This window comes from Flexivirga sp. G2, from assembly GCF_055397625.1.
The window spans coordinates 955,637-969,069 of record NZ_AP039675.1 but is presented as its reverse complement, the minus strand read 5'-3'; the positions used below and the strand labels follow the sequence as shown (position 1 = coordinate 969,069).

Here is a 13,433-nt window from a genome sequence, read left to right as displayed (position 1 = left end):
CCGAGCGGTCAGCTCGGAATCTGTTGCAGCAGAACGGAAATGGCGTCATCGTCCGGCATCTCGGGCCACACCGTGTCACCTGTCGCGGCGTAGTAGAACGCCGCGTCGACCTGGTCGGTCGACACCCCGCGCAGCCGTGCGAAGGCGAGTCGGTATGCCGCCAGCTGCAGCACTCGTGCCCGCATCGCGGCGCCCGACGGCCGGGCGCCGGTCTTCCAGTCGACGATGACGAAGCCGCCGTCCGCACGGTGGAAGACCGCGTCGATGCGGCCGCGGACCGAGATGCCGTCGATCCAGGTCTCCACCGAGACCTCGATCTCCTCCGGGGTGCGTGCGGCCCACTCCGAGGCGAGGAACCGCTCCTTGAGCACCTCCAGGTCGGCGCCGTCGTCGGCCTCCTCGTCGGCCGCTCCGGGCAGCGCCAGGACGTCGACCAATGCCGCCTGCGCGTAGTGCTGCTCGATCCAGGCGTGGAACGCGGTGCCGCGCCGCGCGGCGAGCGCGGGCGGCGCCGGCATCGGCCGCCGGAGCCGCCGGGTGAACTCCTCCGGGTCGTCGGCCAGAGCGACGATCGCGGATGCCGACAGGTGACGTGGCAGGAGCACCGCTCCGATGCCGCGGGTCCGTGTCCGGTCGCGCTCACGCAGCAGCAGCTCGATCTCCTGCTCGCGATCGTCCAGCGGCAACAGCTCCTGGGTCGCCCCGGCCGACAACGCCTGCGAGACACGCGCCACCCCGTCGGCGAGGTCCGCCCGCCGGCTCGCCATTGGGTCGGTCGGCCAGGTGGCGACCGTGTCACCGTCACCGCGCGGATCGTCGACCTTCGTCTCACCCGGCTTCGGCTCTGGCATCGGCTCCCAGACCTGCTGCTGCACCAGGCCGGCGTCGACCAGCTCGGTCAGATAGCGGGAGGTGATGCGTGGCGTGCTCGCAGCCGCCCACACCGACGCCGTCAACAGCAGCTCGGACCGCGCCCGGGTGAAGGCGACATACGCAAGACGCCGTTCCTCATCGAGGCCGTGTTCGCCTGCGGCTGCTCTGAATTCGCTGATCGCGTCGCGCAACTCGCGCGCGTCGGTCGCCTCGGACCAGCGCAGCTGCGGCAGACCCTCGGCGTCGCCACGCAGGTCGAACGGCAGCCCGTCGAGGCCGCCGATCCACTCGGAGGCGTTGATCGCCCATGACGACGGATCGCCGGGGACTCCCTTCGCGCTGATCTTCCAACCGCCGTAGTCGGCGCTCCAGCCGACCACGCCCGAGTGGGATGGGAAGGTGCTCTCGACGAGACCAGGCACCGCGACGATGTCCCACTCCAAGCCCTTGGCGGCGTGAACGGTCAGCACCTGCACGGCGCGCGGTTCGGCCTCGAGGTAGGGACGGTCGAGGCCGCGTTCCTCCCGCTCCGCCGCAGCCAGCCAGGCGAGGAAGCCACCCAATGTCGGGCGGTCCGACGACGCCGCGAAACCCGCTGCCACTTCGGCGAATCCGTCGAGATGGACTCGAGCTGTCTCGGACGTCTGGCCGGGGCGCGCGAGCACCTCGATGTCGAGCGCGAGCGCCCGCTCCGCCTCCACCACCAGCTCGCTCAGCGGCAGTCCGGTCATCGACCGGAGTCGGCGGATCTCGTCACGCAGGCCGGTGAGCCGCTCGAGCGCGAGACGGCTGAGTCGTTGACCTGCCGGTCCTTCCCAGTCGGGACCGGGCAGTTCGTCGAGCGCCTCGATGATCGAGGGACGGTCGCGGGTCTCGGCGGAGATGTCCGCACTTGTCCGCTCACCGCCCTCGCCGTCAGAGGGCTTCGGCCGGTCGCGGCGTTCCAGGGTGCGGGCCCACTCCCCGAGGCCGTCCAGGTCGGCCGCCCCCAGGCGCATCAACGGCCCCGTCAACAACCGCATCAACTCGTCGCCGCGAGTCGGATCCTGCACCGCCCACAGCAAACTCACGATGTCGGCGACCTCGGGGGTCGTCAGCAGACCACCGACGCCGACGACTTCGACCGGCAGATTGCGTTCCCGCAGCGCCTCGACGACAGCGGTGAACTGCGACCGCTTGCGGCACAGCACCGCAGCGGTGCGACGGGTCCACTCGCCGTCCGGCAGCGTGTGCCGTTGGTCGATCCACTCGGCGATGTATGCCGCCTCCGCCTCCTGGTCGATCAACCGGGCTGCGGTCACCGCACCGTCGCCCGCACCGGGTCGTGGCTGCAGTGTCGCGACCGGAACGGCACTGGCCTCGCGCAACGGCGCCGCGGCACGGTTGGCGGCAGCCAGGATGCTGCTGTCATTACGCCAACTGCGAGACAGCTGAAGGACTTTCGCCGGTCCGCTGGTGTCGGCGAAGAGCTGCGGGAACGTACCCAGCGTGGTCGCACTCGCCCCGCGCCATCCGTAGATCGACTGGTGCGGGTCGCCCACCGCAGTCACCCGCACGTCTTCACCGGGGAGGTCATCGCTACCGGCATACAGCGACCGCAGCAGGACCATCTGCGCCTCGCTGGTGTCCTGGAACTCGTCGAGCAGCACCGCCCGGAAGCGGCCGCGTTCCAACGCGCTGAGTGCCGGGAACGTCCGAGCCAGTGCGGCGGCGAGCGCCATCTGGTCGGCGAAGTCGAGCGCGGATCGCTGCCGCTTGAGCTGCAGGTAGCGCTGCACGATGGGAACCACCTGCCGGCGCGCGGTCAGCGCCGCCGAGACCTTCTTCATGTCCCCACCGGTCACCTTCGTGGTGCCGACAGCGGGCAATTGTGCTGTGTCCGTGAGGTATTGGTCGAGGTAGGCGATCAGGTCGTCGACGCCGACCAGGTGCTCGGCGAGCTCGCCGGCAAGGCTGACCACCGCCGTTGTGACGTTGCCCTCGGTGAACGTCACCTCGTCCATCGGGCCGTCATACCCGAGGACCGCCTCGGAGGCGAGTTGCCAGGCCGCCGCTTCGGAGAGCAGGCGCGACTCCGGCTCGATGCCGAGCCGGAGCCCGTGCTCGCCGACCAGCCGGCCCGCATAGGAGTGGTAGGTCTGCACCGTCGGCAACTCGGCCAGCGCCTGCGTGCCGTCGTCCGTCGTCGGCAGCCAGATGCCCTCGCGGCGCAGTCGTCGCAGGCGCAGCCCGATGCGCTCCGCCAGCTGACCGGCGGCCTTGCGGGTGAACGTCAGACCCAGCACTTGGTCCGGCTCGACATGACCGTTGGCGACGAGCCACACCACGCGCGCGGCCATGGTCTCGGTCTTGCCGGAGCCCGCGCCGGCAACGACGAGCAGCGGAGCGTCGGGCGCGGCTTCGGTGACCGCGACCTGCTCCTCGGTGGGTTGTGGAAGACCCAGTGCGTTGGCGAGGTCAGTTGCGGAATAACGCTTTTCGGCAGTCACAACCGACCTCCTTCGGGTTGCAGCGGGCAGCTTTTCAGCACCGGGCAGGTGCGGCAGCGCTTGTTGATCTGGGCGGTGAAGCTGGCGGCCGACATACCGTCGGCGGTCTCGGCGAGCAGCTCGTAGGCCCAGCGTGGGTCGTCCTGCTCGGCCAATGGCGCCTGCACCTGGGTGTCGGCGCCCTTGCCGCCCGCCTTGCCGACCTGCACCAGTGCCGCACCGCCGGAGACGTTGCCTGCTTCGAACCCACCCTCAGCAACGGCCACCTGGTAGGCGCCCAGCTGCGGGTTGGTCGGCAGGTCCGCCGCGGACGGCTTGGACGCGCCCGTCTTGAGATCGATGATCCGCAGCTCCTCCCCGCGCTGCTCGATCCGGTCGACGCGACCGGTGAGCCGGGCGCGGCCGACGAGCACCGAGAAGCCGATCTCGACTCCGACCGGCCGCCAGCCCTGAGCCTTCGCCTCGTCGAGATAGCCGACCAGCCGCTGCAGCATCTGGTGCGCCGTCACACGCTTCTGGGCGGACACCCAGGTGTCGCCCAACCCGAGTCGCGCCCACCGCTCGTCGAGCGCCGCGGCCATCGCGTCCGGATCGGAGTCGCCGAACTCCTGGGCGACCTCGTGCACCAGGGTTCCGAGCGCCGCAGCGCCGATGTCCGGGCCGTCACCGCCGGCCGTCGTCAGCAGCCAGTTGAGCGAACACTGCCCGAAACTCTCGACGCGGGACGGCGACACCTGGACCAGTTGCTCCGGTGCACGCAGTGGACGGTCGTCGCTGAGCTCACGCAACGCCCACCACTCGCGGGGATCCGCTCCACGCACCCCGGCGCGAGCCAACCCGGCGAGCTGCCCGGCCGCCCGCGCGCGGACGTCGTCGTCACCGGTGGCCAGCTCGCGACGCAGCTCGGCCACCACGGCCGACAGTGTTGTGGGCCGGGCGACCTCGGTGAAGTCACGCAACCTGTCCGGATCGTCGGTCAGGTCCAGCGGATCGACGACGTCCAGGTAGGGCGAGGGCTGCTCGTCCTCGTTCCGCACCGCCGTGACCAGCAGCCGCTCGCTCGCGCGGCTGACCGCGACGAGGAACTGCCGGGTCTCGTCATACCGAACGGCCGTCTGGGCGGCGCGCCACGAGTCGCCGCGATCGGCGAGCACGTCGACCAGCCGCTCCGAACCGAGCAGGGAACCGCGCAGCCGCAGGTCGGGCCAGACACCCTCCTGGACCCCGGCGACGACGACGAACTGCCACTCGCGCCCGGCTGCGGCCTGCGCTGTCAGCAAGGCAACGGTCTCGTCGGCCGGGGCGGAGGCGACCAGCCGGTCGCCCGGCACGTCCTGGCCACGCACGTGCTCGAGGAAATCCAACGGCGCCGCGCCCGGAAGCCGGTCGACGTACGCAGCGGCGTCAGAGAAGAGGGCCACGATCGCATCGAGGCGACTGTCGGCCCGAGACCCTTCGCGGCCACCGGCGAGCGCCTTCGCCTGCCAGTCGGCGGCCAGCCCGGCGGCCTCCCACATCGCCCACAGCACGGTCTCGGCGGTCGCACCCGTAGCCACCGCCGCTTCCCGCCCCGCCCGTATGACGCCCGCCACCCGGACCGCGGGGGTCGCGACAGGGCCGAGCAGCTCCAGCCAGGGCAACCCGACGACAGACGCCGCAAGGAGCTCGTCGGACGACCGCGAACCGTCCGAACCCAGCTCCTCGGCACGCAGCGCACGGCGCAGGCGACGCAGTGCCACTGCATCCGCTCCGCCCAATGGTGAGGACAACACGTCCGCGGCGAGCTCCGGACTGATCGGGTCGGGGTCATCGGCCAACAGCTTGCCGATGGTCTCGAGCAGGGCCAGGAACGGTCGGACGGCGGGTTCGTCGCGCAGCGGGACGACGGTCGGAGGCGAATTGACAGGAACCCCAGCGGTGTTCAGCGCACGGCGCAGTGAGCCGGCTCTGCCCTGCCCGCGGACGATGACCGCCATCTGGGACCAGGCCAGCCCGTCGAGCAGATGTGCCCGGCGCAGTTGCGCGGCGATGTGTGCGGCTTCCTGTGGTGCCGATCGCAGCAGCGCCACGTCGAGGCGTCCGCCAGGTCGCGATGCGACCCGGCGGTGCTCGGCGCCGGCGACCGCACCGATGCGCTCGGCGACCCGCTCGGCCGCCGTGCGCAGGACGTCCGGTTGTCGATGCCCGGCGGGCAGCGTCGCGTGGTCGACCGCTCCGAAATGGTCGCCGAGCGCACCGAACATCCGGGGGTCGGCACCGCGGAAGCCCTGCACGGCCGCATCCGGGTCGCCGATCAGCACCACCCGGGTGTCGGGCGCGACGACCAGGCGCAGCAGGCGCGCCGCAGCGCGGGTGATCTCTTGGGCGTCGTCGACCACGACGAGTCGGATGGCTCGCTGCACCCGATCCCGTGCGTCGAGATCCACCTCCAGCAGGTCGGCGGCGGCGCTGAGGATCCATGCCGGGTCGAACGCACCGGGGCGCGAGAGCGCCGTCACCTGGTCGTATTCGTCAAGCACTCGCGCCGCGGCCTCCCACTCGGGGTGGTCGTGCCGACGGCCCAGCTCGGCGAGCTCCTGCGCGGTCAACCCCCACTCCACCGCGCGCATCAGGAGATCACGCAGCTCGTTGCGAAAACCCCTGGTGGGCAACGCATTACGGACGAACTCAGGCCACTGCGGAGGTATGCCGTCACCGGCCTCGTGCCCGGCCAGCAACTCGCGGAGCACGACGTCCTGCTCGGGACCGCTGAGCAGCCGGGGCGCCGGCTCCCCGTGCAACGCAGCGGCCTGGCGCAGGATGCCGAAGCCGAGCGCCTGGTGGGTCCGGGCCAGGGGTTCGGTGGACGTCCGCTGCAACCGGGCGGTCACCCGGTCCCGCAGGTCCGCCGCGGCCAACCTGGTCGGCGCCAGGACCAGGCAGGCATCCGGACGTATGCCGCGCTCCACCGCCGCCACGACACATTCGACGGCGAGGGTCGTCTTGCCGGTGCCCGGCGCGCCGAGCACGACCTGGGCGCGCTCGGCGCTGTCGCACACCGCCTGCTGGACGTCGTCCAGCACCGGCGGTCGCACCGCCAGATCCGGCGATCGTCGTAGCTCCAGCACGCGGCTCATCCCATCACGTGTGACCGACACTCACTCGCACCCGTGCACAAACCTCGACCGTCGAGGGTTGGGAACACCTCAGGCGAGCTCGAATCGGGCGCGGCGCAGGTCGACGCGGTCCAGGAAGGTGCCCTTGAGCGGCGTGCCCTCCTCGCGATAGTGAGCGAGAGCCTCGTCCTCATGGCCCTGCGGAGGCCTGCCGTCGGCGCGCAGCACCCGCCACCACGTGACCAGCGCGCCGTACTCGGACATCACCGCACCGACCTGGCGCGGGCCGGCACCGACGATCTTGCCGATGTCGCCATACGTGAGGACCTTGCCCGCGGGGATGCCGTCGACGACCTCGAGCACCGCGTCGGCCAGGTCGGGCAGTTCGTGGATCGTCATGTCCGGGCGGCCTTCAGTACCGCGGCAGCGAGGGGTCGACCTGATCGATCCACGCGAGGACCCCGCCGTCGAGCGAACGCGCGTGCACCCCGGTCGCGGCAGCTACGAGCCGGACCGCCTCCGCCGAGCGAACACCGCTGCGACAGTAGAAGATCGCGTCCTCGTCCACGTCGGCGAGAGCATCCATCGCGCTGCCGTCGCGCAACCCCTCCACGTCCACGTGCATGCCGCCACCGGGCAGCGTCACGATGTCGCGTTCGGCCGCGGTGCGCACGTCGACCAGCACCGGGGTCTCCCCCGCTTCGAGGAGGTCGGCCAGCTCGCGCGCACCGATCGTCGCGACCGGCCGCTCGGCCGGAACATCGCACGACACGTCCTCGTCGCGCAGTACCGTGATGGTCGGCCGGTCTCCGCAGACCGCGCACTGCGGGTCGCGCGCAACCGGCACGGTCGCCCAGGTCCCGGCGAGCGCGTTGTGCACCTGGATCCGTCCGGCCAGTGGCTCACCGATGCCGAGCACCAGCTTCACCGTCTCGGTGGCCTGGATCGACCCCATGACTCCGGGCAGCGACCCGACCACACCTGCCTCGGCGCAGGACGGCACGGCACCCGGCGGTGGTGCGGTCGGGAAGATACAGCGGTAGCAAGGGGATTCGCCATACCCCCAGACCGTGACCTGACCGTCGAACCGATTGATCGACGACCAGACGAGCGGGAGCCCGAGCAGCACGCATGCGTCGTTGATCAGGTAGCGGGTCGCAAAGTTGTCGGTGGCGTCGACGATCACGTCGTGATCCGCGAAGAGCGCAAGTGCGTTGTCGGCGGTCAACCGTTGCTCGACACCGATCACCTCGATGTCCGGATTGAGTGCAGTGGCCGCGCGTACGGCGGACTCGACCTTGGCAACCCCCACGTCGGAGGTGCGGTGGATCACCTGCCGGTGCAGGTTGCTGAGTTCGACGACGTCGTCGTCGATGACGGTCAACCGCCCGATGCCCGCACCGGCCAGATAGGCCACCACCGGAGCGGCCAGACCGCCCGCACCGACCACGAGAACTCGGGCCGCCGCGAGCTTGCGCTGACCGGCCACGCCGATCTCCGGCAACAACGTGTGCCGCGAATATCGCTCGGCGTGGTTGCTCTCACTGGGCGTACTGCCGCGTAACCTGTGTGGGCGAGTCACATCGCCAAAGCCTAGTCTCGCTCTAGTATGCCGAGCGGGACAGCCTTGCCGGCGCTGGTCAGAAAGGATCCTGGAGTGAGTGTTGCGGACGCGGGAGCCCGCGGAGGACGACTGCCACGCTCGGCCCGACGAGCCCAGTTGTTGGAGGCCGCGCAGTCGGTGTTCGCCGAGTCCGGATACCACGCTGCAGCGATGGACGAGATCGCGGATCGCGCGCACGTCAGCAAACCCGTTCTCTACCAGCACTTTCCGGGCAAGCTGGACCTCTACCTGGCACTGATCGAGCAGCACACCTCCGAATTGCCCGAGTTGGTTCGGGCCGCGATGGCCTCCACTCAGGACAATCAGGAGCGCGTCGCTGCCGCCGTGCGCACCTTCTTCTCCTTCGTCGAGCGCGAGGACGCCGCCTTCCGCCTGGTCTTCGAGTCCGACCTGCTGGGTGAGCCCGAGGTCGCCGGCCGTGTCGAGAAGATGAGCGCCGAGTGCGCGGATGCCGTCGCGAAGGTCATCCAGGAGGACACCGACCTGCCGCCGGAGAAGTCGCTGCTGCTCGGTGTCGCCACCGTCGGTATGTCGCAGACGGTCGCCCGTTCCTGGATGCACCAGCAGACCGTGCCGCGCGAGCAGGCCGAGGACCTCGTCGCCAGTCTTGTATGGCGCGGCCTCGCCGGTTTCCCGCTGCACCCGGAGCAGCCCGAGAGCTGACCCGGCGCTTCCTTCGCCGACCCACGCATTACCCACCGACCGACGCGCGTGCACGTGCGTCGGTCGGTGTTCGCTGCGTCGGTCGTGGTGGCCGACGGCACCCGTATGGCGCCGACGTAGAGTGAGCGCCAGACCACCCATCCCAACGTGAAGGAGCTTGAACGTGGAGATCCGCATCGGTGTGCAGCACGTCGCACGCGAGGTCGTCCTGGAGTCCGAGCAGTCGCCGGACGAGGTCCAGAAGCTGGTGGAGACCGCTCTCGAGAAGGGCACCCCGCTGGTCCTGGCCGATGAGCGTGGCCACCACGTCGTCGTCCCGGGAAATGCCCTGGGCTACATCGACATCGGCAGCGAGCAGCGCGCCCGCGTCGGTTTCGGAGGGTAGTTCTGGTCGCACTCCTTGCGGACCGGTCCTCAGCCGTCGCTCACACGTTCGCCGACGGCTGAGTCCGATCAGGTCGTCGTCACGACGCGAAGCGCGCAGCGCAGGTTGGAGGCCGACGAAGGAGGCATCCGGCCGGAGCGGAGTGTGAGGAAGCCGATGATCAAGTTCGGAGGATGAGCCTCTAGCCACACCACAACGGGCCGGTCATCCCACTGGGATGACCGGCCCGTTGCCGTTGCCGTTGCCGCAGCCGCGAATCAGACGTCCGCGATGGCCTCCAGCGGTTTGGTGCGTGCGGCCCGGATGGCCGGCCACAGCGCGGCCAGGACGCCACAGATGCCGGCGGCCACCAGGGTGAACAGCACCGTCCCCCATGGGACGACCGGTTCGATGCCGGTCAGCCATTCCCGGAAGGTCCGGACGAGACACCAGCCGATGACCACACCGAGCACCATGCCGAGCAGTGCGCCGAAGATCGAGATCAGCACGGACTCGAGGTAGATCGTGCGCCGCACCTGCTTGCGCAGCATTCCGACCGCTCGCAGCATCCCGATCTCGCGCTTGCGCTCGACGACCGACAGCGCCAGCGTGTTGATGATGCCGAGGACGGCGATCACCAGCGCCAGGCCGAGCATGCCGTAGAGCACCACGAGCATCTGATTGATCTGCTGCGCCGAGGAGTTCGCGAACTCCTCCTTGGTCTGCACCTTGACCGTCAGGTAGCTGCCCGTCGCATCCTCGATCTTCTGCTGCACCGCGGAACTGTCCGCGCCGTTCTTCAGCAGCACCAGATCGACGAAGTCGGCGCGCATGCTCTCCGGCGTCAGCTTCTCGTATGCCGAGCTGCCCAGTTGCCAGGGATCGAGCAACGCCGAACTCTTGTAGATGCCGACGACCTGCACGGTGGCGTTCTGGCCGAAACGGCCCTGGAAGGTGACGTTCTCCCCGACCGTCCAGCCGTACTTCTTGGCCGACTTGTCGGACGCGACGAGACCGTTCGGGGGCAGCTTCGCGGTGCCCTTGACCATCTTGAACGTCGCGGCCCGGGTCAGGTCACCGCTCGGCGAGTTGCCGCTGACGTTCTTGCCGTTCAGCTTCGCGGTCACACCGTGGATCGACACCACGCTGTCGACGCCGTCGACGTTCTTGATCGCCTTGCTGACAGCGGGCGGCAGCGCGCCGGTGCCACCGGTGCCGACGGCCATGATCGGCGCCTTGACCTGATCGTTGACCGCCCGGTCGATCGTCGACTTGAACGACGCACCGAGCGTGCCGATGATCGCCACCAGCATCAGGCCGAGCGTCAGCGCGAACGCCGTCGCCGCCGTCCGGCGCGGGTTGCGTATGGCGTTGGTGCGTGCCAGCTGTCCGAGCTTCCCGAACGGCTTGGCGAGCACCAGTCCGAGCGCACCGACCACCGGACGCGCCAGCGCGGGAGCACCGCACACGACCGCGACGATGGTCAGCACGGCGCCGAGGCCGACCATGCCGGCGGCGCCACCACCCTTGCCGCTGGCGCCGATCGCGAGGGCGACGACGGCCAGGACCGCGAGCACCGAAGCGATGAGCGTGCGCACGCGGAGCGACGAGGCACCGTCGGTCTGGCTCTCCCGCATCGCCTCGACCGGCGCGACACGCGACGCGCGACGGGCGGGAGCGAGGGCGCTGACCGTGGTGACGACGACGCCGACCACGATGCAGGCGATGATCGGTCCCGCGCCGACGACGAGCGAGCCACTGGGCAGCCCGGTGCCGGTGCTGGACAACAACGCCTGCAGCCCCGCGGCGAGTCCGGTGCCGACCGCGAGGCCGACGACGGATCCGATGAACCCGACCACGACCGCTTCGAGCATCACGGACCGCAGGATCTGGCCGCGGCCGGCGCCGATCGCACGCAGCAGCGCCAACTCACGGACCCGCTGGGCGACGATCATCGAGAAGGTGTTGTAGATGATGAACGTTCCGACGATCAGGCCGATGGCGGCGAAGGCCAGCAGGATGTAGTTGAAGATCTGCAGGAACGAGTTGATCGCGTCCTTGTTCTCCTTGCGGACCTCAGCGCCGGTCTGCACCTTGTAGCCGGGGAACTCCTTGTTGATGCGCGCCTTCAGGGTGTCGGCCGACACTCCCTTGACCGCACCGAGCTGGACGTTGGAGGCGTGCGATCCGTCGGTGAAGAGCTTCTTGGCGGTTGCCGCGTCGAAGTCCATCTCGGTGTAGCCCGAGGTGTCACCGGCCATGTCGACCAGGCCGACGATCGTCACGTCGAACGGCTTGGCGTTACCGGCCGAGACGACCACCTTGGTGCGGGAGCCGACCTTCAGGTGGGCGCGCTTGGCCGCGCTCTCGTTGAGCAGCGCCTCGTCCGGACCGTGCGGCGCCCGGCCGCCGGGCAGGATGGTCGCACCGTCCGGGTCGAGTGCCTCGTCCTTCGGGACCCAGTTGGCGCCCATGGTGGGTGCGCCACCGGTCTGGATCGCCTTTCCCTTCGAGTCGGCGATGGTCATCATCGACTGGTATCCCGGGACGATCTTGTCCACGCCCAGGGAGCCCTTGTCCTGCTGGATCTGCTGGATGACGGAGTCCGGCACGCCGAGACTCTCGACCCCGCCATACGCGTTGGTGTCGGTGGTCTTCGGGCTGATCTGGGTGTCGACGCCGATGGCGACCTTGTCGAAGATGCCGTTGAAGGAGTTGCTCATCGTCGAGGTGAAGATGAGGGCACCGGCGATGAACGACGTGCCGAGCACGACGGACAGGACGGTCAGGGCGAGGCGCAACTTGTGCGCCGCGAGATTTCGCAAGGAGACCTTGCGCATCGTGGATGCCATGGCGCTCAGCCCTGATCCGCGGCCGTCGACGGGTCGGTCCGGTCCGCCGTCTGGGCGGGCGCGTGCTCGTCGAGGTGCTTCATGTATTCGTAGATGTCGTCGGTGGACAGCCCGCGCCGGTCGTTCACGATCTGACCGTCGGCCAGGAAGATCACCCGGTCGGCGTATGACGCAGCGCGCGGGTCGTGCGTCACGATGACGACGGTCTGCCCGAAGTCGTCGACCGACGTGCGCAGGATCGACAGCACCTCGGCGGACGACCGGGAGTCCAGGTTGCCGGTCGGCTCGTCGCCGAAGATGATCTGCGGCCGGGCGACCAGCGCACGGGCGCACGCCACGCGCTGCACCTGACCACCGGACAGCTCGCTCGGGCGGTGCCCGAGCCGGTCGGTGAGTCCGAGGCGATCGACGACCGTGGCCATCCAGTCCTTGTCGACCTTCTTGCCCGCGATGTCCAGCGGGAGGGTGATGTTCTCGCGCGCGGTCAGGGTCGGCACCAGATTGAACGACTGGAAGACGAACCCGACGAGATCACGGCGCAGCTTGGTCATCTGCTTGTCGCTCAGGCCGTTCAGCGGGATCGGGCCGACCTGCACGTTCCCCGAGCTCGCGGTGTCGAGACCGGCGAGGCAGTGCATCAGTGTCGACTTGCCCGAGCCGGACGGGCCCATGATCGCGGTGAACTCCCCCGCGGCGAACTCGACCGAGACCTCGCGCAACGCGTGCACGACGGTCTCGCCCTTGCCGTACGTTTTGGCCAGCTTGTATGCCGCGGCGGCCGGCGGTGCCTGCGCCTCGAGCGCCACCTCTGGGGCGGCTGCTGGGTTGGACATGTGGTTCCTCCCGAGATCATGAATCTGCTGCATTTTCGACGACAACTATTCCCCCGAGCACGATCCGTCGCCATGCGGTTCAACCCTGATCGGCCCCGGGTAGACCCTGACCGATCACCGCATCGCCCCGCAACCCGGTTTCGCCGACCGTCAGGTCGCCGTATCCAGCCTCGCACCCGCCGCTGACAAGCGCCCGCACCCCAGACGTTTACCGAACAGATACACGGCTCGCCCACACCAACCGTTGCGGGTTGATCCAGGGTGTAGGAAAGTCAGCATTCAGGGTCCGTCTCCCGACAGGGCCTTCGACCAGAAGGAGAGAAGCACATGATCGGCGCAATCATCGGGGCCATCATCGGTGGTCTCATCATTGGAGCGCTCGCCCGGCTGATCCTGCCCGGCAAGCAGGACCTGTCCATCCTGATGACAATCGGTATCGGCATCGTCGCCTCGCTGGTCGCCAGCCTGGTCGTGGGGCTCATCGGCTACCACAACAAGAGCGGATTCGCGTGGGTGCCGTTCATCGTGGGCGTCGTGTTCGCCGCGATCATCATCGTGATCTACGGCAACATGACGGGGCGGAAGCAAGTCGCCCGCTGATCCCGTCAGCACATCGAGAAGTGCCCCGCGACCGGTCCGG

At 69.3% G+C, this 13,433-nt stretch carries 9 protein-coding genes; 3 read left to right on the top strand and 6 right to left on the bottom strand.

The genetic code is table 11. From position 1 onward, the window contains the following. Positions 1-8 precede the first annotated feature (8 nt). The 4 genes from ACZ50J_RS04840 to moeB all read right to left on the bottom strand — a co-directional run bounded on the left by ACZ50J_RS04840 (position 9) and on the right by moeB (position 8,039). Positions 9-3,362: an ATP-dependent helicase gene (locus ACZ50J_RS04840; protein WP_464300139.1), complete on the bottom strand. Its 3,354-nt coding sequence runs from the start codon at positions 3,360-3,362 to the stop codon at positions 9-11. Further along, positions 3,359-6,478, bottom strand: coding sequence for an ATP-dependent helicase (locus ACZ50J_RS04835; protein WP_464300138.1), 3,120 nt, complete (start codon positions 6,476-6,478; stop codon positions 3,359-3,361). Before ACZ50J_RS04835 ends, ACZ50J_RS04840 begins: the two co-directional genes overlap by 4 nt. 69 nt (positions 6,479-6,547) lie before the next feature. Then, positions 6,548-6,856: an MGMT family protein gene (locus ACZ50J_RS04830; protein WP_464300137.1), complete on the bottom strand. Its 309-nt coding sequence runs from the start codon at positions 6,854-6,856 to the stop codon at positions 6,548-6,550. 13 nt (positions 6,857-6,869) lie between these two features. After that, positions 6,870-8,039 carry a molybdopterin-synthase adenylyltransferase MoeB gene (gene moeB / locus ACZ50J_RS04825; RefSeq protein ID WP_464300136.1) on the bottom strand — a complete coding sequence of 390 codons (1,170 nt, stop codon included), beginning with the start codon at positions 8,037-8,039 and terminating at the stop codon, positions 6,870-6,872. Between the two features lie 75 nt (positions 8,040-8,114). On the opposite strand from moeB, the gene ACZ50J_RS04820 reads away from it, so the two are divergent. After that, positions 8,115-8,744 carry a TetR/AcrR family transcriptional regulator gene (locus ACZ50J_RS04820; protein WP_464300135.1) on the top strand — a complete coding sequence of 210 codons (630 nt, stop codon included), beginning with the start codon at positions 8,115-8,117 and terminating at the stop codon, positions 8,742-8,744. Positions 8,745-8,907: 163 nt separating this feature from the next. After that, complete coding sequence (locus tag ACZ50J_RS04815; protein ID WP_464300134.1) at positions 8,908-9,129, top strand: DUF3107 domain-containing protein; 222 nt, start codon at positions 8,908-8,910, stop codon at positions 9,127-9,129. 257 nt (positions 9,130-9,386) lie between these two features. On the opposite strand, the gene ACZ50J_RS04810 is transcribed toward ACZ50J_RS04815, so the two are convergent. Then, positions 9,387-11,960, bottom strand: a complete 2,574-nt coding sequence (locus tag ACZ50J_RS04810; protein WP_464300133.1) for an ABC transporter permease — start codon at positions 11,958-11,960, stop codon at positions 9,387-9,389. A gap of 5 nt (positions 11,961-11,965) precedes the next feature. Beyond that, the gene (locus ACZ50J_RS04805) at positions 11,966-12,793 is read right to left on the bottom strand and encodes an ABC transporter ATP-binding protein (protein WP_464300132.1); all 828 of its coding nucleotides are present in this window, start codon (positions 12,791-12,793) and stop codon (positions 11,966-11,968) included. A 327-nt stretch (positions 12,794-13,120) separates the two neighbouring features. On the opposite strand from ACZ50J_RS04805, the gene ACZ50J_RS04800 reads away from it, so the two are divergent. Then, positions 13,121-13,393, top strand: coding sequence for a GlsB/YeaQ/YmgE family stress response membrane protein (locus ACZ50J_RS04800; protein WP_464300131.1), 273 nt, complete (start codon positions 13,121-13,123; stop codon positions 13,391-13,393). The last annotated feature ends 40 nt before the right edge of the window (positions 13,394-13,433 follow it).

Coding starts and splice junctions, on each gene's coding strand:
- ACZ50J_RS04835 (WP_464300138.1), bottom strand. CDS start 6,478: ATGAGCCGCGTGCTGGAGCTACGACGATCGCCGGATCTGGCGGTGCGA.
- ACZ50J_RS04800 (WP_464300131.1), top strand. CDS start 13,121: ATGATCGGCGCAATCATCGGGGCCATCATCGGTGGTCTCATCATTGGA.
- ACZ50J_RS04805 (WP_464300132.1), bottom strand. CDS start 12,793: ATGTCCAACCCAGCAGCCGCCCCAGAGGTGGCGCTCGAGGCGCAGGCA.
- ACZ50J_RS04810 (WP_464300133.1), bottom strand. CDS start 11,960: ATGGCATCCACGATGCGCAAGGTCTCCTTGCGAAATCTCGCGGCGCAC.
- ACZ50J_RS04830 (WP_464300137.1), bottom strand. CDS start 6,856: ATGACGATCCACGAACTGCCCGACCTGGCCGACGCGGTGCTCGAGGTC.